28 protein-coding genes are annotated in these 25720 nt (G+C 65.9%); 16 read left to right on the top strand and 12 right to left on the bottom strand.

The features are described 5' to 3' along the window. Positions 1-59: 59 nt before the first annotated feature. The 3 genes from ACVENA_RS13655 to ACVENA_RS13645 form a co-directional block, all read right to left on the bottom strand. Positions 60-983 carry an RcnB family protein gene (locus ACVENA_RS13655; protein ID WP_257543779.1) on the bottom strand — a complete coding sequence of 308 codons (924 nt, stop codon included), beginning with the start codon at positions 981-983 and terminating at the stop codon, positions 60-62. Positions 984-1107: 124 nt separating this feature from the next. Beyond that, complete coding sequence (locus ACVENA_RS13650) at positions 1108-1653, bottom strand: (2Fe-2S)-binding protein (protein ID WP_105998231.1); 546 nt, start codon at positions 1651-1653, stop codon at positions 1108-1110. 27 nt (positions 1654-1680) lie between these two features. Further along, the gene (locus ACVENA_RS13645; protein WP_257543775.1) at positions 1681-2445 is read right to left on the bottom strand and encodes a class II aldolase/adducin family protein; all 765 of its coding nucleotides are present in this window, start codon (positions 2443-2445) and stop codon (positions 1681-1683) included. A 269-nt stretch (positions 2446-2714) separates the two neighbouring features. Between ACVENA_RS13645 and rpsU the strand changes: the two genes are divergently transcribed. Continuing rightward, on the top strand, positions 2715-2921 hold the full coding sequence (gene rpsU, locus ACVENA_RS13640; RefSeq protein WP_003047635.1) for a 30S ribosomal protein S21: 207 nt from the start codon (positions 2715-2717) through the stop codon (positions 2919-2921). 406 nt (positions 2922-3327) lie between these two features. Continuing rightward, positions 3328-3840, top strand: coding sequence for an FKBP-type peptidyl-prolyl cis-trans isomerase (locus ACVENA_RS13635; RefSeq protein ID WP_257543773.1), 513 nt, complete (start codon positions 3328-3330; stop codon positions 3838-3840). Positions 3841-3876: 36 nt separating this feature from the next. Here the strand turns inward: ACVENA_RS13635 and ACVENA_RS13630 are convergent, their stop codons facing one another. The 6 genes from ACVENA_RS13630 to pyrE are packed head-to-tail and all read right to left on the bottom strand — an operon-like array spanning position 3877 to position 7861. Then, positions 3877-5031, bottom strand: coding sequence for an AI-2E family transporter (locus tag ACVENA_RS13630; RefSeq protein ID WP_257543771.1), 1155 nt, complete (start codon positions 5029-5031; stop codon positions 3877-3879). Between the two features lie 11 nt (positions 5032-5042). Beyond that, positions 5043-5888: a signal peptidase I gene (lepB, locus tag ACVENA_RS13625; RefSeq protein WP_449325801.1), complete on the bottom strand. Its 846-nt coding sequence runs from the start codon at positions 5886-5888 to the stop codon at positions 5043-5045. A 2-nt stretch (positions 5889-5890) separates the two neighbouring features. Then, positions 5891-6292 carry a holo-ACP synthase gene (gene acpS / locus ACVENA_RS13620; RefSeq protein ID WP_449325800.1) on the bottom strand — a complete coding sequence of 134 codons (402 nt, stop codon included), beginning with the start codon at positions 6290-6292 and terminating at the stop codon, positions 5891-5893. Further along, a complete protein-coding gene (locus ACVENA_RS13615; RefSeq protein ID WP_449325799.1) occupies positions 6289-6540 on the bottom strand; it encodes a hypothetical protein in 252 nt (83 codons plus the stop codon). The genes acpS and ACVENA_RS13615 overlap by 4 nt, the downstream gene beginning before the upstream one ends. Continuing rightward, on the bottom strand, positions 6537-7280 hold the full coding sequence (locus tag ACVENA_RS13610) for a pyridoxine 5'-phosphate synthase (RefSeq protein ID WP_449325798.1): 744 nt from the start codon (positions 7278-7280) through the stop codon (positions 6537-6539). The genes ACVENA_RS13615 and ACVENA_RS13610 overlap by 4 nt, the downstream gene beginning before the upstream one ends. Continuing rightward, positions 7277-7861: an orotate phosphoribosyltransferase gene (pyrE, locus tag ACVENA_RS13605; protein ID WP_449325797.1), complete on the bottom strand. Its 585-nt coding sequence runs from the start codon at positions 7859-7861 to the stop codon at positions 7277-7279. Before pyrE ends, ACVENA_RS13610 begins: the two co-directional genes overlap by 4 nt. Positions 7862-8090: 229 nt before the next feature. Here pyrE and coxB point away from each other — a divergent pair, with 229 nt between their 5' ends. From coxB to ACVENA_RS13555, 10 genes are all read left to right on the top strand, one after another. Beyond that, positions 8091-9212: a cytochrome c oxidase subunit II gene (coxB, locus tag ACVENA_RS13600; RefSeq protein WP_449325796.1), complete on the top strand. Its 1122-nt coding sequence runs from the start codon at positions 8091-8093 to the stop codon at positions 9210-9212. A 16-nt stretch (positions 9213-9228) separates the two neighbouring features. Then, the gene (gene ctaD, locus ACVENA_RS13595) at positions 9229-10899 is read left to right on the top strand and encodes a cytochrome c oxidase subunit I (protein WP_257543755.1); all 1671 of its coding nucleotides are present in this window, start codon (positions 9229-9231) and stop codon (positions 10897-10899) included. A 73-nt stretch (positions 10900-10972) separates the two neighbouring features. Beyond that, on the top strand, positions 10973-11884 hold the full coding sequence (locus tag ACVENA_RS13590) for a heme o synthase (protein ID WP_257543752.1): 912 nt from the start codon (positions 10973-10975) through the stop codon (positions 11882-11884). Next, on the top strand, positions 11881-12030 hold the full coding sequence (locus ACVENA_RS13585; protein ID WP_257543750.1) for a hypothetical protein: 150 nt from the start codon (positions 11881-11883) through the stop codon (positions 12028-12030). The genes ACVENA_RS13590 and ACVENA_RS13585 overlap by 4 nt, the downstream gene beginning before the upstream one ends. Next, the gene (locus tag ACVENA_RS13580) at positions 12027-12608 is read left to right on the top strand and encodes a cytochrome c oxidase assembly protein (RefSeq protein WP_257543748.1); all 582 of its coding nucleotides are present in this window, start codon (positions 12027-12029) and stop codon (positions 12606-12608) included. Before ACVENA_RS13585 ends, ACVENA_RS13580 begins: the two co-directional genes overlap by 4 nt. Positions 12609-12689: 81 nt before the next feature. Next, the gene (locus tag ACVENA_RS13575) at positions 12690-13565 is read left to right on the top strand and encodes a cytochrome c oxidase subunit 3 (protein WP_257543746.1); all 876 of its coding nucleotides are present in this window, start codon (positions 12690-12692) and stop codon (positions 13563-13565) included. 1 nt (position 13566) lies between these two features. Next, complete coding sequence (locus ACVENA_RS13570) at positions 13567-13962, top strand: DUF983 domain-containing protein (protein ID WP_449325795.1); 396 nt, start codon at positions 13567-13569, stop codon at positions 13960-13962. Beyond that, positions 13946-14587, top strand: coding sequence for an SURF1 family protein (locus ACVENA_RS13565; protein WP_449325794.1), 642 nt, complete (start codon positions 13946-13948; stop codon positions 14585-14587). The genes ACVENA_RS13570 and ACVENA_RS13565 overlap by 17 nt, the downstream gene beginning before the upstream one ends. A gap of 28 nt (positions 14588-14615) precedes the next feature. Beyond that, the gene (gene thrC, locus ACVENA_RS13560; protein WP_449328940.1) at positions 14616-16013 is read left to right on the top strand and encodes a threonine synthase; all 1398 of its coding nucleotides are present in this window, start codon (positions 14616-14618) and stop codon (positions 16011-16013) included. After that, positions 16006-16896, top strand: a complete 891-nt coding sequence (locus ACVENA_RS13555; RefSeq protein ID WP_449325793.1) for a class I SAM-dependent methyltransferase — start codon at positions 16006-16008, stop codon at positions 16894-16896. The genes thrC and ACVENA_RS13555 overlap by 8 nt, the downstream gene beginning before the upstream one ends. Before the next feature lie 122 nt (positions 16897-17018). Here ACVENA_RS13555 and ACVENA_RS13550 read toward each other — a convergent pair whose 3' ends face one another. Then, a complete protein-coding gene (locus tag ACVENA_RS13550) occupies positions 17019-18149 on the bottom strand; it encodes a diguanylate cyclase (RefSeq protein WP_449325792.1) in 1131 nt (376 codons plus the stop codon). 54 nt (positions 18150-18203) lie between these two features. After that, positions 18204-19445: an MFS transporter gene (locus ACVENA_RS13545; protein WP_449325791.1), complete on the bottom strand. Its 1242-nt coding sequence runs from the start codon at positions 19443-19445 to the stop codon at positions 18204-18206. Positions 19446-19832: 387 nt separating this feature from the next. Here ACVENA_RS13545 and guaB point away from each other — a divergent pair, with 387 nt between their 5' ends. The 4 genes from guaB (at position 19833) to ACVENA_RS13525 (ending at position 24746) form a co-directional block, all read left to right on the top strand. Further along, positions 19833-21290: an IMP dehydrogenase gene (gene guaB / locus ACVENA_RS13540; protein WP_257543732.1), complete on the top strand. Its 1458-nt coding sequence runs from the start codon at positions 19833-19835 to the stop codon at positions 21288-21290. Between the two features lie 55 nt (positions 21291-21345). Further along, positions 21346-22536, top strand: coding sequence for an RsmB/NOP family class I SAM-dependent RNA methyltransferase (locus ACVENA_RS13535; RefSeq protein ID WP_449325790.1), 1191 nt, complete (start codon positions 21346-21348; stop codon positions 22534-22536). A 32-nt stretch (positions 22537-22568) separates the two neighbouring features. Further along, positions 22569-23093 (top strand): tetratricopeptide repeat protein, encoded by a 525-nt coding sequence (locus ACVENA_RS13530; protein ID WP_449328939.1) that lies wholly within the window; start codon positions 22569-22571, stop codon positions 23091-23093. A gap of 255 nt (positions 23094-23348) precedes the next feature. Next, positions 23349-24746 (top strand): methyl-accepting chemotaxis protein, encoded by a 1398-nt coding sequence (locus ACVENA_RS13525; RefSeq protein WP_449325789.1) that lies wholly within the window; start codon positions 23349-23351, stop codon positions 24744-24746. A 128-nt stretch (positions 24747-24874) separates the two neighbouring features. Here ACVENA_RS13525 and ACVENA_RS13520 read toward each other — a convergent pair whose 3' ends face one another. Further along, positions 24875-25720: an AAA family ATPase gene (locus ACVENA_RS13520; RefSeq protein ID WP_257543723.1), complete on the bottom strand. Its 846-nt coding sequence runs from the start codon at positions 25718-25720 to the stop codon at positions 24875-24877.

Genomic DNA, 25720 nt, shown 5'->3' with positions numbered 1-25720 from the left:
AAAAAGAGGGGGCCGGAAATCCGACCCCCTCAGTTTCTCTTCTGACAACCGAAAGGATATTACCAGAAGAAGTCGTAGATCACGTCGACCACGCGGCCGCTGTAGACGTCGACGAGAAGCGCATCGTCATAATAGCGGATCCAGCGATAGTCGCCGTAGGCCGGGGGCAGGCGATAGTACCAGGGATCGTTGATCCAGTAGCGCTGCCCATAGAAAAGCGACCCGAGCGAAAAGCCGATGCTGAACCGTGTATAGCTGCGTCCGCGATACGGGTTGTAATAGCGCGGCATCCGGTAATAGCCGCGATTGTGGTCGCGGTAGCTGCGCCAGTCGTAGCGGCGATCGTTCCGCCACTGACGGTTCCAGTTCCTGTTGTCGGCGCGCCTGTCGCGATAGCGGCGATCGATCCGGTTGTCGTTGTTGCGATCCCAGCGGCGGTCGAGCTGGCCGTTGCGGTTCCGGTCGTAGCGACGATCGACCTGCCCGTTGCGATTGCGGTCGTAGCGGCGGTCGACCTGACCATTGCGGTTCCGGTCCCATTGGCGATCGACGCGGCCGTCGCGGTTGCGATCATAGGCGCCGCCGCGCTGGCTTTGCCACTGCTGTGGCGCCGGGCGCTGAACCGGCGGCTGTTGCGCGCGTTGACGGTCGCCGCGTTGACCCTGCCACTGGCGCGGGGCGGTGTTGCCGCGCTGGCCGTTCCAGCCATTGCGGTCGCCACGCGGTGTGCGCTGAACCTGCGGTTGCTGGACCGGACGCTGCTGGACTGGGCGCGCCTGCGGTTGCGACTGGCGCTGCGGTTGTTCGGCACGCTGGCCGCCGTTCCAATTGCCGCCGCGTCGGCCTTCCGAGCCGCGCGAGCCTCGGTCGCCGCGCTCGCGCTGGGCGATCTGGATGCGCTCGCCGTTCGCCTGGGCGGCGGCGGGCGCGATGGGGGTCAGGATTGTCGCGGCGATCAGCAAGCCTCCGAACATCTTCTTCATCTTGAGGATACTCCAATGTCCCATACGGCACCCGGCCGATCGGGAAGATGAATCGAAATTTACCGGGGGCAAGATGCATCATCGCTGAACCCGGTTGTTGCCTGCGGTTCAGCTAGATGAACGATCAGCGTTCGTGCGGAGCCTTGAGCGCCGGCACAGCGCGCGCCGCGTCGGCGGGGCGAATACCCGGCGGCGGCGCGGCGGCGATGCGTTCCTCGCCGCGCAGCACGCGGCCGGCGCGGCGGATCGCGCCGCGGATGCGGGGATAGGTGCCGCAGCGGCAGATGTTGGTCATCGCCGCGTCGATCTCCGCGTCGCTGGGATTGCTGTTCTTCCGGAGCAGCGCGGCGGCGGCCATGATCATTCCCGACTGGCAGAAACCGCATTGCGGCACCTGGTCGGCGACCCACGCTTGCTGCACCGGATGGCTGCGATCGCGGGTCAGCCCCTCGATCGTCGTGACGAAGCGGCCTTCGCATTCGGCGATGGTGACCATGCAACTGCGAATCGCCTCGCCGTCGATATCGACGGTGCAGGCGCCGCATTCGCCGGTGCCGCAGCCATATTTGGTACCCGTCAGGTTCGACGCGTCGCGCAGCGCCCACAGCAGGGGCGTTTCGGGGTCCATGCGATATTCGACCGGGCGATCGTTGACCGAGAATTTCGTCATGCCGCCGGTCTTAGCCGAACGGGTGGATTAGTCACGCCAGCTTGTGTCGATCTTGTCGACCTTGCGGACCATCGCGTCGAATTCGGGCTTGCCCGCCTGGCCGGGGATGGCGGCCATGTAGAGGTCGCGCTGGTGGACCGCGATCACCTCGTCGGGGACGGTGATCGGCTTGCCCATGCTCATCGTCGCAAGCTGGATTTCGCAGGCGCGCTGCAGCGCCCAATATTTGATGAAGGCTTCGGTCAGCGTCTTGCCCATGACAACAGGGCCATGATTCTTCAGCATCAGGATGCGCTTGTTGCCGAGATTCTCGACCAGCCGCTCGCCCTCCTCCTCGCGCACCGTCACGCCCTCGAAATCATGATAGGCGAGCTGGCCGGCGAAGTTGCAGGCATAGAAATTGACCGGCTGGAGCCCGCCCTCCAGCGCACACACCGCCGTCGTCGCGGTGGTGTGGGTGTGGATGATCGCGTGCGCGTCGGGCAGGATGCGGTGGAACAGGCTGTGCTGGACGAAGCCGGCCTTGTTGACGTGCCAGGGGTTATCCTCGTCGACCTTGTTGCCGTCGATGTCGATCTTGATCAGGCTCGATGCGGTGACCTCGCTGAAATGCATGCCATAGGGGTTGATGAGGTAGCTGCCCTCCTCGTCGGGGACCTTCACGGTGATATGGTTGAAGATCATCTCGTCCCAGCCCATCATCGCGAAGATGCGGTAGCAGGCAGCAAGTTCCTGCCGCGCGGTCCATTCGGCTTCGCTATATTTGCTGTTGCGCTTGAGCTGGGTCGCCATGGCCTGTCCCTTTGATGTTAGTTTCGTCCTGCTACTTATGCCACAGGCGTGGGGCGGGGCACAATCCCGCCCGATGGCCTTCTGCGGCGTTCGTGCCGCATCTCGCCGCGCGGGGGCTTGCATTTCGGCGCGAATCCCTTTAGTTGGCGCTGCATCGGAACGTCGCGCTTTCGCGGCGCTCTTTTTATTGCCCGAATATCGGCGATTTACGGCGGGCCGGATCATCCGGTGGCCCGGATCGTTTTGACGAACAGGAGACGACACGGCGTATGCAGATCATCGTTCGCGACAATAATGTCGACCAGGCCCTTCGCGCGCTCAAGAAGAAGCTGCAGCGTGAGGGCGTGTATCGCGAAATGAAGCTGCGCCGTCACTACGAAAAGCCCAGCGAAAAGCGCGCCCGCGAGCGTGCCGCCGCCGTCCGCCGCGCCCGCAAGATGGAGCGCAAGCGGATGGAGCGCGACGGTATCAAGTAGGACCGTCTTCCCTTCGGGATCCTGATTCGAGAAAAGGGCGCCGCGGCAACGCGGCGCCCTTTTTCGTGTGCGAAGATGGGGGGCGGCAAAGGGCTGGTCGCGATCGGAAGCGGGCCTATCTTCTCCCCTCCCGCAAGCGGGAGGGGCTGGGGGTGGGCAGCGACGGTGCAAGGGCCCACCCCGCTGCGACTAACGAACAAAGTTCGTAAGTCTCGCTGCCCCTCCCGCTTGCGGGAGGGGGAAATAGCGCCATCCTTCAACGTCCGCTCGCCACCCCAAACCGGACATCAGGGTTGCCGGTCGGGGATAATTGCTCTGGACCCTGCCGCCCGCATCCGCCTATAGGCGTCGCCGATATTTTCGCTCTGCCGGACCATCTCCGGCTGGGCAGGGGAAGGACAATGAGATGAGCGTCACGACGGTTCCGCTGCGCCCGGTGAGCAAGGGCGGCCTCTGGCTGATGTGGATCGGCCTCATCGCGTTGCTCGTCGCGGGCACTGGCTTCGCCTGGTGCCAAACCGTCGTGCGCGAGTTCGAGGTGGTGAAGGCCGGCGAGGGCAAGAGCCCGACCGACGGCGATATCGTACTTATCAAATATACCGGCCGCCTCGGCAACGGGACGGTCTTCGACCAGCAGGAGCAGGCGCCGATGCCCGTGACCGGCGTAGTCCAGGGCTTCAGCGAAGCGCTCAAAAAGATGCAGAAGGGCGGAAAGTACAAGATCGTCATTCCGCCGAAAAAGGGCTATGGCGCGGAGGCCAAGGGCCCGATCCCCGGCAACAGCACGCTTTATTTCGACGTCGAATTGCTCGATTTCAAATCCGAGGCCGAAGTTCGCGCGATGCAGCAGATGATGCAGCAACAGCAGATGCACCAGCAGGGCGCGCCGGGCGCTCCGGCTCCGGCGCCGCAGCCGTAATTTGATCGTCGTCCCCCATCGCGGGGGCGACGGGCTTTAGGCTAAGGAAGCCGCCGCTTTCGCCTGCACCCCTGCGTTGCGCTCGGCTTCGCGTTCGAGCGCGACCTTGATCATCGCGACGATCGGGTCGGCGAGGAACAGCCCCATGATGCCGAGCAGCGCGCCGAACAATATCTGCGCGCCGAGGACGAGCGCGGGAGCCAGGTCGACGGTCTGTTTCGCGACCATCGGGACGATCAGATAGCCGTCGACCGTCTGGACGATGAAATAGATGGCGATGGCCCACAGGCCGGCGTCGGTCCCGGCCGAAAAACCGACGAGCACCAGCAGCACGCCCGAGACGATCGCGCCGATATTGGGGATGAAGGCGAGCAGGCCGGTGAGCAGTCCCATCAGCGCCGCCATCGGAATGCCGACCGCGAGGCAGGCGAGCCAGGTGCCGATCCCCTCGACGATCATCCCGAGCAGCCGCCCCGCCATCAGCCGGCGCAGCGTGAAGCCCATGCGCGCGGTGGTGATATAGAAATTCTCGCGGCTCTTCATCGGCAGCATCCACGCGACGCCGCGTTCATAGAGCCGCGGCTCGATCGCGATGAAGATGCCGAGCACGACCACCATGACGAGGCTGGTCAGCGCGCCGAGCACCGTGCCGACCGCGGCGGTGACGCGCCCGACGGTGCCCGCGATATTCTCCGTGATCGTCTTGGTGTCGAGCTGGACGTCGCCCATGCCGTGCGCGCTCGCCCACGCCGCGATGCGCTCGACCTGGCCCATCACGACCTTTTGCAGCGTTGCGGCCTGATCGGCGATCTGCGAGCCCGCGAACATCACTGTCCAGACGAGAAAGGCGACAAGCGAAAGGCAGACGATCAGCAGCCGCCAGCCGCGGCCGATCGGCAGGACGCGGCCGATCAGGCGGGTGCCGCCGTCGAGGATCGCCGCAACGACGATCGCCGCGAAGATGAGCAGGATCGGCTGGATCAGCACGATGCAGACGCCGATGGCGAAGGTGAGACCGAGCCAGACGCCGGCTTTCAAAAGCTCGGTGCGGACGAGCTGGCTGCGAATCTCGGTGGGGCCGGGGGCTTCCCTATGCTCGTCCCCATGCTCGTCGGCGCGCGGCGCGGGGGAGGTGGACGCCTTGGCACGCGTCGTGCTCGTCTTTCTGGTCGTTCCCTTCGCCGTCGCCATGCCGTCGCTCCCTATTTCGCATTTCCATCATGCGCGGGGCGCAAGTTGGTTCCGGCGCGGTCTGCGCGCAACGCGCCGAACCAGCTCAGCGGATTATACCATTCAGCGGTGCCGTCGGTCGAAAAGCTGATGATCTCCGCGCGGCCCGCAATCGCATCGAACGGCACCGGGCCGCCGAGCCCCTTCTGGCTGACGGCGACGCGGCTGTCGGCGCTGCCGTCGCGGTTGTCGCCCATCAGGAACAGGTGACCGGCGGGCACTTTGATCGGCCCATAATCGTCGGTCATGTAGCCGGGCCCCATGTCGATCGTGTCGAAGGTCGCGCCGCCGGGCAGCGTTTCGCGCACGATGGGCAGTTCGAGCACGTCCTTGCCGCTGGCGTCGCGGGTCAGGAAGCGGCCGAGGCTGCTGTCGGGGCCGGGCATGTTGGCGTCGACCGGGACCGAGAGCATCGGCTCGACCTCGCGCTTGATCGGCTTGCCGTTGATGATCAGCGCGCCGCCCCGCAGCTCGATCGTGTCGCCGGGCAGGCCGATCACGCGCTTGATATAGTCGACGCGCGTCACCGGATGTTCGAGCACGACGATATCGCCGCGCGCGGGCAACTTGCCGAACCAGCGGCCGGGCGTTTTCGGCGCGAGGTGGAAGCTCGCCGAGGCATAGGACCAGCCATAGGGATATTTGCTGACGATCAGCCGGTCGCCGTTGCGCAGGATCGGCATCATCGAATCGGACGGGATATAGAAAGGTTTGGCGACGCAACTATGGATGCCGAGCACGAGGATCAGGATCACCACGATATCGCGGATCAGCTTGCCCCAGCCGCCGTCTTCCTTGTCCGCCTTGTTCTTCGCCATGCTCAGTCCTTGATTGCCTCGATGATGACGAAAGCCTGCGCCCACGGATGGTCGTCGGTCAGCGTCAGGTGGATATGCGCTTTATGCCCCGGCGGGATTATCTCCGCGAGCCGCGCCGCCGCGCCGCCGGAGAGCGCCAGCGTCGGCGCGCCCGCGGGCGCGTTGACGACGCCGATGTCCTTCATGAACACGCCGCGCTTGAAGCCGGTGCCGACCGCCTTGGAGAAAGCCTCCTTGGCGGCGAAGCGCTTGGCGTAGGTGCCCGCGCGGGTGAACGGCCGCCGCGCTGCCTTCGCGCGTTCGACGTCGGTGAAGACGCGTTTTTCGAAGCGCTCGCCGAAACGGTCGAGCGACGCCTGGATGCGCTCGATATTGCAGAGGTCGGAGCCGAGGCCGATGATCATATATGGTGCTCGCCTGATGGCATCCTGGCCAGCACGAATTTGAATGTTGCGCGGCAAAAGAGATAAACCGCCCCAACCGCAAGCATCATTGCAGCGCCTGCGACGACCTGCAGCCAGTCAAAAGGTAGGCCTTGCTGATGGTCGTGCCAGAGGTTCGCAACAACGATCAGGGCGATGATAAACGGGCATATCTTGGCAATGCGCTCGGTCTCGCGCCAAATTCTGTGAACTGACGCTGCTTTGCTCATCCCCGCGCCTCGTCCATCAACTCGCGCATCCGGCGCACCGCGGTTTCGAGGCCGGTGAAGATCGCCTCGCCGATCAGATAATGGCCGATGTTGAGTTCGGCGAGCTGCGGGATCGCGGCGACCGGGACGACATTCTCATAGGTCAGCCCGTGGCCTGCGTGCGGTTCGATGCCGTTCTTCCATGCCAGCGCCGCGGCGTCGGCGAGGCGGCGGAGTTCGGCGGCGCGATCCTCACCCTCGGCATGGGCATAGCGGCCGGTGTGGAATTCGACGACCGGCGCCTTGAGGCGCATCGCCGCTTCGATTTGACGCGCGTCGGGTTCGATGAACAGGCTGACGCGGATGCCGGCGTCGTTCAGCCGCGATACGATCGGCGCGAGATGATTATGCTGCCCCGCGGCGTCGAGGCCGCCCTCGGTCGTGCGCTCCTCGCGCTTTTCGGGGACGATGCACGCGGCGTGCGGCGCGTGGCGGAGCGCGATCGCGACCATCTCGTCGGTCGCCGCCATTTCGAGGTTCAGCGGCAGGCTGGTCGCGGCCTGGATGCGCGCGAGGTCGTCGTCGCGGATGTGGCGCCGGTCTTCGCGCAGATGCGCGGTGATGCCGTCGCCGCCGACCGCCGCGACGATTTCCGCCGCGCGCACCGGATCGGGATGGTCGCCGCCGCGCGCGTTGCGGATCGTCGCGACATGGTCGATGTTGACGCCGAGGCGCAGGCGGCTGGACGGCGGCGTGCTCAATTCGCGCGGCTCCCCGGCTTGATCGCCTGCGTGCCCGCGAGTTCGGGCGGCAGTTCGTCGGCCGCATAGGTCGGGAAATTGATCGCGACGAGCGGATAGAAGGGAACGCCGAGGTCGATATTGCTTCCCGCCGAGCGATCGACGAGCGCGGCCTCGGCGAGAATCTCGCCGCCTGCGGCGCGCACCGCCTCCATCGCTTCGCGCGACGAGAGGCCGGTGGTGACGACGTCCTCGACCATCAGCACTTTGGCGCCGGCGGGGATGGCGAAACCGCGGCGCAGTTCGAAGGTGCCCGTCGGGCGCTCGACGAAGATCGCGGGCTTGCCGAGCGCGCGGCCCATCTCATGGCCGATGATGACGCCGCCCATCGCGGGCGAGACGACCAGATCGATCGCCTGGCGAAGGTCGCGCGGCAGCTTGGCGGCGAGTGCGGCGGCGAGCCGCCCGGCGCGCTCGGTGTCCATCAGGACGCGCGCGCACTGCAGATAATATTCGCTGTGGCGGCCCGAGGAGAGCAGGAAATGCCCCTGCAACAGCGCATCGGCGGCGCGGAACTCGGCCAGGATTTCATCGTCGGTCATGGGAGAAGGGTCTTTTGTTCCTGTTGACCCGCCTGCGAGGGGCGGGTTTCGGTGGCGAAGATTTGCCAGCCGGAAAATAGTGTTAGAGATGCTTGAGGCAAGCGGCAAGCGGGTCTATAGCGCCCGCGAGATTCAGCCTTGGGGACGGCTGCCGTGACGCATGTCCGGTGTCCGCACAAAGGGGTTGGGGCATCGATAAGAACAACAGGCAACGGGCGGCACTATCCTTATGAAGAGCTTGAAATCCCTTGTAATCGCAGCGGCTTTGTCGCTCGGCGCGGTGGGCGCCGTGCACGCGCAGGCACCGGCGGCAGCACCCGCCGCGGCGCCAGTGGCCACGACGACGGCGACTCCGGCTCCGGCAGCGCCCGATGCGGCGGCGACCACCGCGGCGCCCGCACCGGCCGACGCCGCCAAGGCGGCCGCGCCTGCCGGCGATGCGACCTATGTGCCCATGAAGCCCACCGCCGGGATCGGCCAGCCGGTCGACGGCGACATCAATTTCCAGCCGCAGGTTACCCCGATCGGCGAGCAGGCCTATACGTTCAATCACTATATCCTGCTGCCCGTCATCACGGTGATCACGCTGTTCGTGCTCGGCCTGCTGCTCTGGGTGATCGCGCGCTACCGTGCCGGCGCGAACCCGGTGCCGTCGAAGACGACGCACAACACCTTCATCGAAGTGATCTGGACCGCGATTCCCGTGCTGATCCTCGCGGTGATCGCGGTGCCGTCGATCCGCCTGCTCGCGGCGCAATATGAGCCGCCGAAGAAGGATGCGCTGACGATCAAGGTCACCGGCTATCAATGGTATTGGGGTTATGCCTACCCCGACCAGGGCATCGCCGAATATGTCTCGAAAATCCTGCCCGAAGATCAGGCGAAGGCGCGCGGCGAACCCTATCACCTCGCCGTCGACAACCGCATGGTCGTTCCCGTCGGGCGTCAGGTGAAGCTGATCATCACCGGGTCCGACGTGATCCACAGCTTCGCGGTCCCGGCCTTCTGGACCAAGATGGACGCGGTTCCCGGCCGCGCCAACGAAACGACGTTCACCGCGACCAAGGTCGGCGTCTATTACGGCCAGTGCTCGGAGCTTTGCGGCGTTGACCACGGCTATATGCCGATCGCGGTCGAGGTCCTGCCGGTCGACAAGTGGAAGGCCTGGGTCCGCTCGAAGGGCGGCAATCCCGACGGTCCGGCGCCCGCCGCCGCGGCTCCGGCCGCACCCGCGCCCGCCGGTCCGGTCCCCGCGACCACGACCGCCGCGCCGGCTCCCGCGCCTGCCGCCACCGCACCCGAAGCAGCGCCGGCTGCGGCTCCCGCCGCCGCGCCTGCCGCCAAGAATTAATCAAGGGGTCCGACAGATGACCGATATCGCAGCGACTGCACCATCCCACGGCCACGATCATGCGCATGATCATGACCACGACCACACGCCGGGCTTCTTCGTCCGCTGGTTCATGTCCACGAACCACAAGGACATCGGCACGCTCTACCTGATCTTCGCGATCATCGCCGGCATCGTCGGTGGCGTCTTGTCGGGGATGATGCGCCTCGAACTCGCCGAACCGGGCATCCAGTATCTCCACGGCTGGGCGCAATTCTTCGACCCCGCCGCGACCGAGGTGCAGGCGAAGCATTTCTGGAACGTCATGATCACCGCGCACGGCCTGATCATGATCTTCTTCATGGTCATGCCGGCAATGATCGGCGGCTTCGGCAACTGGTTCGTGCCGTTGATGATCGGCGCGCCCGACATGGCCTTCCCGCGGATGAACAACGTCAGCTACTGGCTGACCACTGTGGCGTTCGTCATGCTCGTCGCCTCGATGTTCTTCCCCGGCGGCAGCGGCCTTGGCGCCGGTACCGGCTGGACGCTCTATGCGCCGCTGTCGACCAGCGGTTCGGTCGGCCCCGCGGTCGACATGGCGATCTTCTCGGTCCACCTTGCGGGTGCGGCGTCGATCCTTGGCGCGATCAACTTCATCACCACCATCTTCAACATGCGGGCGCCGGGCATGACCCTGCACAAGATGCCGCTGTTCGTGTGGTCGGTGCTGGTCACCGCCTTCCTGCTGCTGCTGTCGCTGCCGGTTCTGGCCGCGGCGATCACCATGCTGCTGACCGACCGCAACTTCGGCACCACCTTCTATGATGCGACGGGCGGCGGTGATCCGGTGCTCTACCAGCATCTCTTCTGGTTCTTCGGCCATCCCGAAGTCTACATCATGATCCTGCCGGGCTTCGGCATCGTCAGCCAGGTCATCTCGACCTTCAGCAAGAAGCCGGTCTTCGGCTATCTCGGCATGGCCTATGCGATGGTCGCGATCGGCGTCGTCGGTTTCATCGTGTGGGCGCACCACATGTTCACCGTCGGCATGAACGTGAACCTGAAGATGTACTTCACCGCGGCGACGATGGTCATCGCGGTCCCGACCGGCATCAAGATCTTTTCGTGGATCGCCACCATGTGGGGCGGCTCGCTGAGCTTCAAGACGCCGATGGTCTGGGCGCTGGGCTTCATCTTCATGTTCACCGTCGGCGGCGTGACCGGCGTCGTGCTCGCCAACGGCGGCGTCGACACCAACCTGCACGACACCTATTATGTCGTCGCGCACTTCCACTATGTGCTGTCGCTGGGCGCGGTCTTCTCGCTCTTCGCCGGCTTCTATTACTGGTTCCCGAAGATGTCGGGCCGGATGTACAGCGAGACGCTGGGCCAGCTCCACTTCTGGATCTTCTTCATCGGCGTGAACATCCTGTTCTTCCCCCAGCATTTCCTGGGTCAGCAGGGCATGCCGCGCCGCTATCCCGACTATGCCGAAGGCTTCGCCTACTGGCATTATATCTCGTCGGTCGGTTATGCGATCATGGCGGTCGGGATGCTCTTCTTCTTCGTGAACCTCGTCTATTCGCTGTTCGCGGGCAAGAAGGCCGCCGACAATCCGTGGGGCGAGGGTGCGACGACGCTCGAATGGACGCTGTCGAGCCCGCCGCCGTTCCACCAGTTCAACGAACTGCCGCGGATCGCGTGACGTCTATCGCCTGAACGGTTCCGCCCCCTGCCGGATGTCGGCGGGGGGCGTTTCCCTGAAGGCCGGAGTTGAGATGGCGCAGAGCCTGACCCATGGCGAAATGTCGCTGCCTGCCGATTGGCGCGACCTGTTCGCGCTGACCAAGCCGCGCGTGATGTCGCTCGTCGTGTTCACGGCGCTTTGCGGCCTGCTCGCGGCGCCGGGCAGCGTCCATCCGGTGCTCGCCTTCTCCTCGATCCTCGCGATCGCGCTGGGGGCGGGGGCGTCGGGGGCGCTCAACCAATGGTATGAGGCGGGGCTCGACGCGAAGATGAAGCGCACCGCCGGGCGGCCGCTTCCCGCAGGACGCCTCGACCCGCAGACCGCGCTCCACTTCGGGGTCGGGCTCGCCGCCTTCTCGGTCTTTCTGATGCTGTTCGCCGCCAATTGGCAGGCGGCGCTGCTGCTGACCGTCTCGATCCTCTTCTATGTCTTCGTCTATACGATGTGGCTGAAGCCCCGGACGCCGCAGAATATCGTCATCGGCGGCGCCGCGGGGGCCTTTCCGCCGCTGATCGGCTGGGTTGCTGCGACGGGCGGCGTCGCGCCGCTGCCGGTGCTGCTCTTCCTGCTCATCTTCCTGTGGACGCCGCCGCATTTCTGGGCGCTCGCGCTGTTCGTGCGCTCGGACTATGCCGCCGCGGGCATTCCGATGATGCCGGTCGTCGCGGGCGAAAGCTCGACCCGGCGCCAGATCCTTTTCTATGCGCTGATCATGGCGGCGGCGGCAATCGCGCCTTGGCCGCTCGGCTATACCGGCGCGCTCTATGGCTGGACCGCCGTGCTGCTGTCGGCGCTCTTCGTGCTGCTCTCGATCCAGGTCGGCACGCGCCGCACGGGCGAGGACGACCGGATGCAGCCCGAAAAGCGGCTCTTCGCTTATTCGATCGCCTATCTTTTCATCCTGTTCGGCGCGGTCGTCGCCGATCATTGGTGGCCGCTATGACCGACGAAAATCCGCAAGAGCCATTCGACGAGGCCGAATATCGTCGCCGCCAGCGCAGCCGGGCGAACCTGATGGGCTGGATATTGGGGGCGCTCGCGCTGCTGTTCTTCTTCATCACAATGGCGCGGATGGTGCCGCATTCATGACCGCCCTGATGCCCCGCCCGATCGCCCGCATGTCCAAGAACGCGAAGACCGCTTCGCTCGCCGCGCTGCTCGCGGTGGCGATGGTCGGGCTCGGTTTCGCGGCGGTGCCTCTCTACAATCTCTTCTGCCGCGTCACCGGCTTCGGCGGCACGACGCAGCGCTATGATCCCGTCGCGGCGGCCGAAACGCCGAAGGTTCTCAGCGACACCATCTCGGTGCGCTTCGACTCCAATGTCGCGCCGGGACTGCCGTGGAAATTCTATCCCGAGCATCCGACCGACACGGTCAGCATCGGCGCGCGCGACATGGCGATCTTCATCGCCCAGAATGAATCGACGCACGACCTGACCGGCACCGCGAGCTTCAACGTCACCCCCGACGCCGCAGGCAAATATTTCACCAAGATCCAGTGCTTCTGTTTCACGCAGCAGACGCTGAAGGCGGGGGAGCAGATTCGCATGCCGGTGCTGTTCTTCGTCGATCCCAAGATCAAGGACGACCCCGACGCGCGCGACATCGAAGAGATCACCCTCAGCTACACCTTCCACCCTGTAGACGGGGACAAAAAGGCGAGCTAAGGCCGCGATCGAAGAGTCTTAATCCAGGACCGGCGGGTGATGGGGAATCACCGGGCTGGGGCAAAAAACGGGAACTGCGACATGGCTGGTGCCAAACATCATGACTATCACCTCGTAAACCCCAGCGTCTGGCCGATGATCGGCTCGATCGCGGCGCTCGTCATGTTCTTCGGCGGGGTGATGTGGATGCACGCCGATTATTTCGGCGGCGCCGGGAAGTGGGTGTTCGGCCTGGGCGTCGCGGGCGTGATCGCCACCTTCTTCAGCTGGTGGTCGGACGTCATCGCCGAGGCGCACGCGGGCGACCATACCCCGGTCGTCCAGCTTCACATGCGCTATGGCATGATCCTGTTCATCGCATCCGAAGTGATGTTCTTCGTCGGCTGGTTCTGGGCGTGGTTCGATTTCTCGCTCTTTCCGGTGCCGGTCGAGATCGTCGACGGCGCGGTGACCTCGCTGTTCGGGCAGGACGGCGCCTCCGCGATCACCGTCTGGCCGCCGAAGGGCATCCATGTCATCGACGCTTTCTCGCTGCCTTTGCTCAACACGCTGATCCTGCTCTGCTCGGGCACCACGATCACCTGGGCGCATCATTCGCTGATCCACGGCGACCGCGAGGGGCTGAAAAAGGGCCTGTGGCTGACGATCATCCTCGGCGTGACCTTCAGCTGCATCCAGGCCTATGAATATGCCGAGGCACCGTTCCCCTTCGGCACGATCAACTATACCTCGGCCTTCTTCATGGCGACCGGCTTCCACGGGTTTCACGTGCTCGTCGGCACGATCTTCCTGATCGTCTGCCTCGTTCGGACCTACAAGGGCCATTTCACCCCACAGCAGCATTTCGGCTTCGAAGCGGCCGCCTGGTATTGGCACTTCGTCGACGTGGTGTGGCTGTTCCTCTTCATCATCGTCTATGTCTGGGGCGGCTGGGGCGCGCCGGTCGCTGCGCACTAAATTGCCGGGCGACAAACCAGCAGCAAAGGGGCAGCCGCCGGTCTGGCGCGCTGCCCTTTTTGCGACCTGCCCCGAATGCGGGGCGCCGGGCCTGTTCGAGGGCGCGGCCCGCTTTCGCGAGCGCTGCCCGGCGTGCGGGCTCGATTACGGCCGCTACAATGTCGGTGACGGCCCTGCGGCCTTTCTGACCCTGATCGTCGGTGCGCTGCTGATCGTGCTGGCGTTGCTGCTCGACGCGGCGGTGCGGCCGCCGATCTGGGTGCATGTGATATTGTGGGTGCCGCTGACGATCGTCGCGGTGATCTATGGCCTGCGCGTCGGTAAGGCGGCGCTGCTCGCCAGCGAGCATCAACGGCAGGCCGCCGAAGGAAAGCTCAGCGATGACGGAAAGCCCTGACGCGCCGCGCCGCTGGCCGGTGATCCCGACCATCCTTGTGCTCGCCGCCGCCGCGGTGATGGTCGCGCTCGGCGTCTGGCAGCTTCAGCGCAAGGGCGAGAAGGAAGCGCTGATCGCGCTTTACGAGCGCAACCGGGCGATGTCGTCGCTCGTGACCTATCCCAAGCTACCCCCCGTTCCTGACGCGATGCTGTTTCGCAAGAGCAGCGTCGTTTGCCTGGAGGTGGTCAAATGGGATCCGCGCGGCGGCACCGACCGCAAGGGGCAAACGGGCATCCGCATGATCGCCGACTGCCGCACCGGCGCCGAGGGGCCGGGCGTGTTGATCGACGTCGGGATCGCCGACGATTTCACGCCGCCCGCGTGGAAGGGCGGAACGGTGCAGGGGACGATCGTTCCCGGCCCGGAGCAGCCGACGCTGATCCAGCGACTGACGGGGAAAGCGGTGCCCGCGCGCGCGATGCTCGTCGCCGATACGTCGGTTCCGGGGTTGCGCGCCAGCGAGGTGCCGTCGGGGGCCGACCTGCCGAACAATCACCTCGCCTATGCCGTCCAATGGTTCTTCTTCGCCGCGATCGCGCTGATTATCTACGTCCTCGCGGTGCGCCGCCGCTTGCAGCGGTGACGGCGCGCCGTTAGGGCGCATTCCCGTGATGGACTATATCAGCACCCGCGGCTCCGCGCCGACCCTCGACTTCCGTGCCGCCACGCTTGCCGGTCTCGCCGGCGACGGCGGGCTCTATGTGCCGGCCGAATGGCCGCAGATGTCGGCGGACGAAATTCGCGCGCTTGCCGGGCTCGATTATGTCGAAACCGCGGTGCGGGTGATGGCGCCCTTCGTTGCGGACATATTGAGCGAGGAGGAACTGCGGGGTCTCTGCAAGGCCGCCTATGGCCGGTTCAGCCACGATGCCGTGACGCCGCTGGTGCAGCTCGACCATCGTCACTGGCTGCTCGAATTGTTTCACGGCCCGACGCTGGCGTTCAAGGACGTCGCGCTGCAACTGCTCGGCCAGCTTTTCGAAAAATTCCTCGCGGGCGGCGAGACCGACCTCACCATCGTCGGCGCGACCTCGGGCGACACCGGCTCGGCGGCGATCGAGGCGGTCGCGGGGCGCGAGCATATCCGCATCTTCATGCTCCACCCCGAAGGCCGGGTCAGCGACGTCCAGCGCCGCCAGATGACGACGGTGCTCGCTCCCAATGTTCATAATATCGCGATCGACGGCAGCTTCGACGATGCCCAGGCGATGGTGAAGCGGCTGTTCGGCGATGCCGAGGCGCGGGGCCAACTGACCCTGTCGGCGGTGAACAGCATCAACTGGGCGCGGCTGATGGCGCAGGTCGTCTATTATTTTTACGCCGCCGTCCGCCTCGGCGCACCCGATCGCCCCGTTGCGTTCAGCGTGCCGACGGGCAATTTCGGCGACGTGTTCGCGGGCTATGTCGCGGCGCGCATGGGGCTACCCGTGGCAAGGCTGGTGGTGGCGACCAACGTCAACGACATCCTTCACCGCGCGCTGTCGTCGGGAGATTATAGCGCGGGCAGCGTCACCCCGACCGCGACCCCCAGCATGGACATCCAGGTCAGCAGCAATTTCGAGCGGTTGCTGTTCGATCTGTCGGGGCGTGACGGCGCGGCGATCACCGGCATGATGGGCGAGTTCGACGCCAATCGCGCGATGACGATCCCCGATGATATGTTGCGCGGCGCGCGCGACCTGTTCACGAGCGCGCGGGTCGACGGCGACGCGATGACGCTCGCACTGCGCTGGGCGCAGGAGCATGGCGGCCAGATCATCGACCCGCACAGCGCGGTCGGCCTCGCCGCCGCTCGCTCGCTCGATATCGACGCCGACATTCCCGTCGTCACCCTCGCGACCGCGCATCCGGCGAAGTTCCGCGATGCCGTCGAGCGCGCGACTGGCGTGCGCCCGTCGCTTCCCGCGCGGCTCGGCAATCTGTTCGAGCGCGAGGAGCGCTATGTGACGCTTCCGGGCGACTATGACGTGGTAAAGGCGCATATCCTGGTCGAGGCGGCGCGTGGCTGAGCTGCAGCCCCTCGTCACGCTCGTCGGCGAGGCTTGGGACGATTACGGGCTGGTCGACAGCGGCGGCGGGCGCAAGCTCGAACGCTATGGCCCCTACCGCTTCATCCGTCCCGAACCGCAGGCGATGTGGCAACCCGCGCTCCCCACGAGCGAATGGGAACAGGCCGACGGCGAATTCATCCCAGCGTCGGACGACGACGGCGGCGGGCGCTGGTATTATAACAAGCCCGTCCCCGCCGAAGGCTGGCCGCTCGGCTGGCGCGAGACGCGCTTCACAGCGAGTTGCACGCCGTTCCGCCATCTGGGCTTCTTCCCCGACATGGCGCCGGTGTGGGACTGGCTGCGCGGCGAGATCGCGGACAAGCCCGATCCCGCCTTCCTCAACCTCTTCGGCTATACTGGCGTCGGCAGCCAGGCGCTCGCCGCGGCGGGCGCTGCGGTGACGCATGTCGATGCGTCGAAGAAATCGGTCGCGCAGGCGCGCGAGAATGCGGCGCTCGCGGGGATGGGCGACAAGCCGATCCGCTGGATCGTCGACGACGCCGGAAAGTTCACCGCGCGCGAGGTACGGCGCGAGCGGCGCTACGACGCGATCCTGCTCGATCCGCCGAAGTTCGGGCGCGGGCCGAACAATGAGCGCTGGCAGCTCGAAGAGGGGCTGGCGCCCCTGCTCGCCGATTGCCGCCAGTTGCTCGACGCCGACAGCCGGGCGCTGTTCCTGACCGTTTACGCTGTCCGCATGTCGGCGCTCGCGATCGGCGAACTGCTCGCGCAGCTTTTCGCCGACCTGCCGGGCAAGGTCGAATGCGGCGAACTGGCGGTGCGCGAGGAGGCGCGGGGGCTGTTGCTGCCGACCGCGATCTTTGCGCGGTGGAGCCGGTAAAAAGTCATCCAAAAATCCGTTTGGCCTGAGCTTGTCGAAGGGCCGTTCTTTCTTGGCGAGGGCAAAGAAAAGGACGGTGCTTCGACAAGCTCAGCACAAACGGATCATGGTGACGTTGGCTTTCAGCTTTCCGGTGTCGCCAGCTCGATCCGGTTGCGCCCGCCTTCCTTGGCGCGATAGAGCGCTTCGTCGGCGGCTTTCAGCGCCGCGCGCACCTCGGCATAGCCGAAGACGTCGGCAACTCCGCCCGAGAAGGTGATCTGGCCGAAGGGCTGGTCGGTCTTGCGGTTGATCAGCCGCCGCTCGGACAGGCTTTCGCGCGCTTCGTCGAGCCGCTTCGCCGCTTCGCTCGGCGGCAGGCCGCGGAACAGCATGACGAATTCCTCGCCGCCGTGGCGTGCGACATGACAATGATCGTTGGAAATCCGCGCCAGCGTGTCGGCGATCAGCTTGATGACGCGGTCGCCGGCTTCGTGGCCGTGGACGTCGTTGACCTTTTTGAACTCGTCGATGTCGCAGAAGGCGACCGACAATGGCTCGCACGCGCCGCGCGCTTCCTCATGATGGCGTTCGAGCAGCACCTCGAAGGCGCGGCGGTTGGGCAGGCCGGTCAGATAGTCGATCTCGGCGTCGCGTTTGGCGCGGGCGAGGCTGCGGCGCAGCGCCTTCGCTTCATCCTCGCTCTTGCGCATCTCGTCCTCGGCGTGCCGCGTGCGTTCGAGCATCACCTTGGCGATGTCGGCGAGGTGCGAGACGAGTTCGCCGGTCTTTTGTACCTGTTCGAGGTCGCTGACATGCGCCTCCAGCTTCGATCCATATTCGCTGGTCGCGCTGCGCGCCGCCTTGGTGTTGGTGTGGAAGGTTTCGAGGTTTGATTCGAGCCGCGCGACCATGCGGTCGAGATCGGCGCGATCGGCGACGACGGGCTCCTGCTCCATCAGCTCGTCGAGCCATTGCTGGGTGACGCCCTCGTGCATCTGCGAGCGCGCCGCGATCTGGCGCGCGAGCCGTGGGTTGATACCCGAAAAGGCGCTGTGCGCGATCAGCAGGTTGGCGGGCGAAATGTCGAGATCGTGATTGAGGAGGAAGGACGTCATCGCCCCGAGCAGTTGCTCACGCGCCTCGCGGACCAGGTTGCGCGACCCCGGCGGGGCCTCGCTCCCTTCTTCATAGGTCCCGCTGCGCGCGCGGAGCCCCAGCCAGCCCAGGAGCCGCCCTACCGGCTCGTTCGATGGTGTTGCGTGAGTGGTCATGCGCCATTTAACGGGCGTGCGTGGTCCGGTTTTAAGTGTCGGCGCAAAATTTGCTCAGCGGTCGATGCGGCCTTCGTCGCGACCCGGCATGGGCGCCAGAAAGGGCAGGAGCAGCGCGGTCAGCACCAGCCAGCCGCTCGATGACGCCAGCGCGCCGGGCAGCGACCAGAGGTCGGCGAGCAGGCCGAACAGCCAGGCGCCGAGCGCCATCGCGCCGAACGTCACCGCCTGATAGATCGACAGGCAGCGGCCGAGGATCGCTTCGGGTGAACGAAGCTGCATCGCGACGTTGAGCGTGGTCAGCGTCGATACCCAGGCGAGCCCCGCGACGAAGGTCGACGCCATCACCACCGCAACCGACGGGACGAGCGCCATCGGCACGAGCGCCGCGGCGAAGACCAGCGCCGATGTGCTGACGATCCGGTCGCTGCCCCAGCGGCGGCGCAGATAACCGACCTGCAGCGCGGCAATGATCGACCCGGCGCCGAAGGCCGCGAGGCAGAGGCCATAGATCGTCTCGGTCCCGTGCAGGCGGTCGCGGACGAGCGCGGGGAGCAAGGCCTGGAAACTGATCGCCGCGATGCCGAAGGCGAAGCCGCGGGTCAGGATGCGCCGCACCGGGTTCGACTGGACGCAGAAGCGGATGCCGGTCGCGATTGCCGCGAGCATCGGCGTGCGCTGCGGCGGCGCGACTTCGGGATGCCAGCGCAGCAGCACGACGATCAGCGCGAGATAGCTGATCGAATTGATCGCGAAGGCGGGGGCGGGGCCGGTGAGCGAAATGAGCAGCCCGCCGAGCGCTGGGCCGACGCTGCGCGCGAGGTTGAAGGCGATGCTGTTGAGCGCGATCGCCTGCGGCAGGTCCCTGGGGCCGACCTGCAGGCGCACCGACGCCTGCCACGCGGGGCCGTTGAGCGCGGTGCCGCAGCCGACCGAAAGCGTGAAGAAGAGCAGCAGCAAGGGCGAGATCGCGCCGATCCACGTCGTCACCGTCAGCGCGGCCGAGACGATCAGCATCCCGGTCTGTGCCGCGAGCATGACGCGGCGGCGGTCGAAATTATCGGCGATCGCCCCGGCGAAGACACCGAGCAGCAGGATCGGGATCGTCGCGCCCGCCTGGACCAGCGCGATGAGCTGATGCGATGGAGTCAGTTCGGTCATCAGCCAGGCGGCGCCGACCGACTGGATCATCGATCCCATGTTCGAGGCGAGATTGGCGATCCAGATCGCGCGGAAAGCGGGATAGCGGAAGGGGGCGAGAGAAGAAGGCGGGGAAGATGTCTGCGTCGCGCTCACGAATCAAGCGCGTAGCTGCGCCGGGGGGCGGGTGCAATCGGAGCGGAAAGTTTTTTCGGTTTATGTGGCGGCTTTGGGGTGGGGAGCGGCCATTCCCCATCTTCGTCATTCCCGCGAAAGCGGGAACCCAGTGTGGGGTCAGCCCGCGCACGCTCTGGGTCCCCGCTTTCGCGGGGATGACAAAGTAGGGGGCTGCAATCGGTCGTTTCCAGACGTTCGTCATCCAGCATCCCTCCGATCCTCCCACCCGGCCCCGGCCGTGAAATAATCGTGCTTCCCCACTGGCGCGCTTGGCTCCGACTGGTTACATGGGCCGCCACCAAACGAGTCGCGTGTGCCGCCCCGAACCCCGCGGGCAGGCGCCGCCCGCATCAGAAAGTGGCACCCATGGAAATCATCACCGGCCTGACCTTCGACGACGTGCTGCTGGTGCCCGGCGCGTCGGACATCCTGCCCTCCGACGCCAATCTGTCGACGCAGCTTACCAGCGAGATCAGCCTCAACATCCCGATCCTGTCGTCGGCGATGGACACGGTGACCGAGGCCGACATGGCGATCTTGATGGCGCAGATCGGCGGCATCGGCGTCCTCCACCGCAATTTGACGATCGAGGAACAGGCGGCGGCGGTGCGGCAGGTCAAGCGCTTCGAGAGCGGGATGATCGTCAACCCGATCACCATCACCCCCGACGCGCCGCTTTCCTATGCCACCGCGCTGATGGACCAGCACAGGATCTCGGGCATTCCGGTGGTCGAGCCCGGCGGCAAGCTCGTCGGCATCCTGACCCACCGCGACGTCCGTTTCGCCGACAATCCGGGCCAGCCGGTGCGCGAGCTGATGACCGCCGAAAACCTCGCGACCGTCCGCCCCGGCGTCGGGCAGGACGAGGCGCGCAAGCTGCTCCACCAGCGCCGCATCGAAAAGCTGCTCGTCGTCGATGATGATTATCGCTGCATCGGGCTGATCACCGTCAAGGACATGGAAAAGGCGGTTACCTATCCCGACGCCACCAAGGACGAGAACGGACGCCTGCGCGTCGCCGCCGCGACCAACACCGGGGACAGCGGGATCGAGCGCGCCGAGGCTTTGCTTGACGCCGAATGCGACCTGATCGTCGTCGACACCGCGCACGGCCACAGCAAGGGGGTCGGTGCGACGGTCGAGAAGATCAAGAAGCTCTCGAACCGGGTGCAGGTACTGGCGGGCAACGTCGCGACCGGGGAGGCGACCAAAGCCTTGATCGGTTGCGGCGCTGACGGGGTGAAGGTCGGCATCGGCCCGGGGTCGATCTGCACGACGCGCGTCGTCGCGGGGGTCGGCGTGCCGCAGCTTACCGCGATCCTCGACAGCGTCGAGGCGGCGGAGAAGCTGGGCGTGCCGGTGATCGCCGACGGCGGCCTGCGCACCTCGGGCGACATCGCCAAGGCACTCGCGGCGGGCGCGTCGAGCGTGATGGTCGGCTCGCTGCTTGCGGGCACCGCCGAGGCACCGGGCGAAACCTTCCTGTTCCAGGGCCGGACCTACAAAAGCTATCGTGGCATGGGCAGCGTCGGCGCGATGGCGCGCGGCTCGGCCGACCGCTATTTCCAGCAGGACATCAAGGACCAGATGAAGCTGGTTCCCGAAGGCATCGAGGGCCAGGTGCCGTTCAAGGGCGCCGCGAAAGACGTGATCCACCAGCTCGTCGGCGGCGTGAAGGCGGCGATGGGCTATACCGGCAGCCGCACGCTCAAGGATTTGCGCGAGCGCGCGAAGTTCGTCCGCATCACCAATGCGGGACTGCGCGAAAGCCATGTTCATGATGTCGCGATCACCCGCGAGGCGCCGAATTATCCGGTGGGGTGATTCGTGACGCAACGACACATCCATCCCCTCCCGCAGGCGGGAGGGGAGGGGGTTCATGACCCCCGCCGCTCGCCTCCAGACCGCGATCGAAATCCTCGACGCCATCGCTGCCGCGGCGCGCGAGGGTGGGGCGCCGGCCGATGCGATCTTCGCCGAAGCGATGCGCGCGCGCCGCTATGCGGGGTCGAAGGACCGGCGTGCGATCCGCGGTCATGTCTATGACGCGATCCGCGCGGTGCGCTCGGCGCCGCCATCGGGGCGCTCGGCGATGCTCGCGCTCGCCGATGCCGATCCGGCGCTGATCGAGCTGTTCGACGGCTCGGCCTATGGCCCCGCACCGATCGCGCCCGGTGAAGCGCGCGCTGAAACCGGCCTTGCTGCACAGGCGCTGTTCGACCTGTTCGACCCGCTCGTGGATGCCGGCGAAGGTGAAGCGATGCTCGCCCGCGCGCCGCTCGACCTGCGCGCCAATCGCATCAAAGCCGACCGCGACGCGCTTGCGGCGCTGTTTCCTGATGGCGAAGCGATCGCCGGCGCGCCCGACGGCTGGCGCCTGCCGCCCGAGACCGCGGCGGTCCAGCATCCCGCCTATGCCGACGGTCTTTTCGAAGTGCAGGATGCCGCGAGCCAATATGCGTCCGCGGCGCTCGATGCCGCGCCGGGGCAGGCGATCGTCGACCTCTGCGCCGGCGGCGGCGGCAAGACGCTCGCTATCGCGTCCTGCACCGGCAATGGCGCCGATATCCTGGCCTGCGACACCAATCGCGCGCGCCTCCAGCAACTCCTGCCGCGCGCCGAACGCGCGGGCGCGACGCGGCTCGAAACGCGGCTGCTCAATCCGGGTCAGGAGAGCGCGATGCTCGCCGACTGGCAGGGTCGGGGGACGCGCGTGTTCGTCGATGCGCCCTGTTCGGGAAGCGGCACATGGCGGCGCAGCCCCGAACTGCGCTGGCGCCTGACGCCCGCGCGGCTCGACCGCCATCTTGCCGATCAGGCGAAGCTGATCGACATCGGCGCCGATCTTGTAGCGCCGGGCGGCAAACTCCTCTATGCCGTCTGCTCGATCATCGCGCGCGAGGGGCGGGCCCAGGTGGACGAATTTCTGAACCGGCATCCCGGCTGGACCGCCGACGAATCCTGTCTGCCCGAAGGCGTCGGACGCGCGGCGGGCGGCGGTTTTCTGCTGACTCCGGCGCGCGACGGTTGCGACGGATTTTTCCTCGCACGGCTGACGGCACCATGTTAGCATCGCCCGACATGAAGACATGGGAGAATGCGATGCGCGTCAGTTTTCTGGCTCTGGGTGCCGGCTTTGTCCTCGCCAGTATGCCGGTCGCCTCCGATGCGCAGCGCGCCGACAGCGACATATTGCCGTCCTCGGTCACCTTGCAGAAGCAGGGCGAGGCGGCGCAGGGCGCGGGCGATCTGAATGGCGCGGTCGATTATTATGAATCGGCGCTCGCCGCCGACCCGCGGAACCGTTCGGCGGTCATCGCGATGGCGCAGGTGGCGCGGGCGCAGGGCCTGCCGGGCAAGGCGATCGCTCTCTATCGCGAGGCGCTGCTGCTCGAACCCAATGATCTCACCGCGCTAACCGGCCAAGGCGAAGCGCTCGCCGACAAGGGCGCGCTCGAACTGGCACGCGAAAAGCTCGCCGAGGCGCAGCGGCTGTGCAAGGATAAATGCCCGCAAGTCGCGGCGCTCGAAAAGGCGATCGCGACCAGCGACACCAAGCGCGTCGTCGCGGCGGAGGCAATCGCGCCCAAGCCGGTGGCGACGGTCGGGGCGACCGGCCAGAACTGACCATCGCGCGCGAAGCGCCGTCGAACGCTTCTCCTGACCGGAAACGGACTTATCCTTGATCGTCATTCCCGCGAAAGCGGGAACCCAGTATGGGGTCAGCCGACGCACGCTCTGGGTTCCCGCTTTCGCGGGAATGACGAAGGGGAAACGTCCGCTGACCACTTCCAAACCGGCATCTCGGCCACACACCCATTGACGCCCCATTAACCAATGTTGGGCATAGCTTCGCGATCCTTCAGAGACGTGGGTAGCGCAATGAAATATGATCCGATCAATCCGGCGGCGCAGATGCTCGACCAGTCGGTCGCCAGCGATTGCGGCGAGCTGGCCGTCGGATGCAGCGATGCCGCGGGACGGATCAAGCGGGCGACCGATCAGATGGAGCGCCAGATCGCCGAACTCGGGCGGCTCGAGGAATATGTCGTCGGGCTCGAAGCCGACCAGCGCCAGATCGCCGATTCGACCGACGAGGCGAAGCTGTTGTCGGCGCGGGCGTGCGAACAGCTCGATGCGGGCGCGGAGCGCGTCAATCTGGCGGTAAGCGAATTTCGCTCGGTCATCGATCTCGTCGCCCGGCTCGGCACGCATGTCACCAATTTCGCCGCGGTGATGGAACAGGTGCAGCAGGTCAGCCAGTCGATCGAACAGATCGCCAAGACCACCAACATGCTCGCGCTCAATGCCGCGATCGAGGCCGAGCGCGCGGGCGATGCCGGGCGCACGTTCGCGGTCGTGGCGTCGGAAGTGAAGAAGCTGGCGCAGAACACGCGCGGAGCGACCGACGAAATCCGCCGCTCGATCGGCAGCCTTGCCGCCGAAGCGAGCGGGCTGGTCACCGAAATTCAGTCGGGGGTCGAGCAGTCGAGCCGCGCCGAGGCGCAGTTCGAGACGATCACCGACGCGCTGCACGATGCGACGCATCTCGTCGCGCTGCTCGACGGCCAGAGCGACCGCATCGCGCAGTCGAGCGCGATGGTCCATGCCAACGGTGCCAAGGTGCGCGAGGCGATGGACCATGTGGTCGCTTCGGTGCGCGACAACAGCGCGATCCTCGACGGCACCCGCGATTCGATCCTGTCGATGGAGCATGTGTCGAACCGCATGTTCAACGCGGTGATTTCGGCTGGGGTCAGCCCCGCGGACTCGGCGATCGTCGAACTGGCGGCGCGCGTGCGCGACCGCTTCGTGACGCTGGCCGAGGATGCGATCGCCGACGGCAAGCTGACGATGGAGCAATTGTTCGACACCGACTATGTTCGCGTGCCGGGGTCGAACCCCGAACGCTTCCGCACCAGCCTCTGCGATTGGGCCGACGCCAACTGGCGCCCGCTGTTCGACCAGATCGTCGCCGAACATCCCGAGATCAAGATGTCGTCGGCGGGCGACATGAACGGCTTTCTGCCGACACACATCACCGATTGCTCGCGCGCGCCGACCGGCGATCTGGAGCATGACACTGCGCATTGCCGCAACGGCCGCATCCTGCTCGACGAGACCGATATGGCGGCGAAGCGCAGTAGTGCGCCCTTCTTCATGACCGTCTATCGGCAGGAGGGCGACGGGATCAATTATCTGACCGTGCGCAACGTCTATATGCCGGCGGTCATCAATGGGCGTCGCTGGGGCGACGTCGAGGTGGCGTACCAGCTTTAAGGCGCGCAGATAATGGTCGTGCTCCCCCGCGAAGGCGGGGGTCCATCTTCTGTAGGAGCAAGATGGTGCCGACCGGTGATGGGTCCCCGCCTTCGCGGGGACACACAATCAAATTTACCGGATTAGGCTCAAGCGCCCTGCCGCCGCGCCATGAAGGCGAGCTTTTCGAACAGCATCACGTCCTGCTCATTCTTGAGCAGCGCGCCGTGGAGCGGCGGGATCGCCTTGCCGACGTCGCGGTTCTGGAGCACCTCCAGCGGCATGTCCTCGGCGAGCAGCAGCTTCAGCCAGTCGATCAGCTCGCTGGTCGACGGCTTCTTCTTGAGCCCCGGCACGTCGCGCACTTCGTAGAAGATGTCCATCGCGCGGCTGACCAGCGTCTTCTGGATGCCGGGGAAATGGACCTCGACGATGTCCGCCATCGTGTCGCGGTCGGGGAATTTGATGTAATGGAAGAAGCAGCGGCGCAGGAAGGCGTCGGGCAGTTCCTTTTCATTGTTCGAGGTGATGACGACGATCGGTCGCTCCTTCGCGCTGATCGTCTCGTCGGTCTCATAGACGTGGAAGGCCATGCGATCGAGTTCCTGAAGCAGGTCGTTCGGGAATTCGATGTCGGCCTTGTCGATCTCGTCGATCAGCAGGACGGGGAGCTTGGGGCTGGTGAACGCTTCCCACAGCTTGCCCTTCTTGATGTAATTGCGGATGTCGTGGACGCGTTCCTCGCCGAGCTGGCCGTCGCGCAGGCGCGCGACCGCGTCATATTCGTAAAGGCCCTGCTGCGCCTTGGTCGTCGACTTGATGTTCCAGGTGATCAGCGGCGCGTCGAACGCCTTGGCAATCTCTTCGGCCAGCACGGTCTTGCCGGTGCCCGGTTCGCCCTTCACGAGCAGCGGCCGGCGAAGCATCGTCGCGGCGTTGACCGCGACCTTCAGGTCGTCGGTCGCGATATAGGCGCTGGTTCCTTCGAAACGCAT

The organism is Sphingopyxis sp. 550A (genome assembly GCF_053569535.1).
Note: the sequence above shows the minus strand (reverse complement) of the source record. Positions and strands in the feature narration are given on the sequence as shown.

Coding starts and splice junctions, on each gene's coding strand:
- ACVENA_RS13565 (WP_449325794.1), top strand. CDS start 13,946: ATGACGGAAAGCCCTGACGCGCCGCGCCGCTGGCCGGTGATCCCGACC.
- ctaD (WP_257543755.1), top strand. CDS start 9,229: ATGACCGATATCGCAGCGACTGCACCATCCCACGGCCACGATCATGCG.
- rpsU (WP_003047635.1), top strand. CDS start 2,715: ATGCAGATCATCGTTCGCGACAATAATGTCGACCAGGCCCTTCGCGCG.
- ACVENA_RS13550 (WP_449325792.1), bottom strand. CDS start 18,149: ATGACCACTCACGCAACACCATCGAACGAGCCGGTAGGGCGGCTCCTG.
- ACVENA_RS13525 (WP_449325789.1), top strand. CDS start 23,349: ATGAAATATGATCCGATCAATCCGGCGGCGCAGATGCTCGACCAGTCG.
- ACVENA_RS13630 (WP_257543771.1), bottom strand. CDS start 5,031: ATGGCGACGGCGAAGGGAACGACCAGAAAGACGAGCACGACGCGTGCC.
- ACVENA_RS13530 (WP_449328939.1), top strand. CDS start 22,569: ATGCGCGTCAGTTTTCTGGCTCTGGGTGCCGGCTTTGTCCTCGCCAGT.
- ACVENA_RS13535 (WP_449325790.1), top strand. CDS start 21,346: ATGACCCCCGCCGCTCGCCTCCAGACCGCGATCGAAATCCTCGACGCC.
- ACVENA_RS13575 (WP_257543746.1), top strand. CDS start 12,690: ATGGCTGGTGCCAAACATCATGACTATCACCTCGTAAACCCCAGCGTC.
- coxB (WP_449325796.1), top strand. CDS start 8,091: ATGAAGAGCTTGAAATCCCTTGTAATCGCAGCGGCTTTGTCGCTCGGC.
- ACVENA_RS13580 (WP_257543748.1), top strand. CDS start 12,027: ATGACCGCCCTGATGCCCCGCCCGATCGCCCGCATGTCCAAGAACGCG.
- guaB (WP_257543732.1), top strand. CDS start 19,833: ATGGAAATCATCACCGGCCTGACCTTCGACGACGTGCTGCTGGTGCCC.
- acpS (WP_449325800.1), bottom strand. CDS start 6,292: ATGATCATCGGCCTCGGCTCCGACCTCTGCAATATCGAGCGCATCCAG.
- pyrE (WP_449325797.1), bottom strand. CDS start 7,861: ATGACCGACGATGAAATCCTGGCCGAGTTCCGCGCCGCCGATGCGCTG.
- ACVENA_RS13655 (WP_257543779.1), bottom strand. CDS start 983: ATGAAGAAGATGTTCGGAGGCTTGCTGATCGCCGCGACAATCCTGACC.
- ACVENA_RS13615 (WP_449325799.1), bottom strand. CDS start 6,540: ATGAGCAAAGCAGCGTCAGTTCACAGAATTTGGCGCGAGACCGAGCGC.
- ACVENA_RS13645 (WP_257543775.1), bottom strand. CDS start 2,445: ATGGCGACCCAGCTCAAGCGCAACAGCAAATATAGCGAAGCCGAATGG.
- ACVENA_RS13635 (WP_257543773.1), top strand. CDS start 3,328: ATGAGCGTCACGACGGTTCCGCTGCGCCCGGTGAGCAAGGGCGGCCTC.
- ACVENA_RS13590 (WP_257543752.1), top strand. CDS start 10,973: ATGGCGCAGAGCCTGACCCATGGCGAAATGTCGCTGCCTGCCGATTGG.
- ACVENA_RS13585 (WP_257543750.1), top strand. CDS start 11,881: ATGACCGACGAAAATCCGCAAGAGCCATTCGACGAGGCCGAATATCGT.
- ACVENA_RS13650 (WP_105998231.1), bottom strand. CDS start 1,653: ATGACGAAATTCTCGGTCAACGATCGCCCGGTCGAATATCGCATGGAC.
- thrC (WP_449328940.1), top strand. CDS start 14,616: ATGGACTATATCAGCACCCGCGGCTCCGCGCCGACCCTCGACTTCCGT.
- lepB (WP_449325801.1), bottom strand. CDS start 5,888: ATGGCGAAGAACAAGGCGGACAAGGAAGACGGCGGCTGGGGCAAGCTG.
- ACVENA_RS13520 (WP_257543723.1), bottom strand. CDS start 25,720: ATGCGTTTCGAAGGAACCAGCGCCTATATCGCGACCGACGACCTGAAG.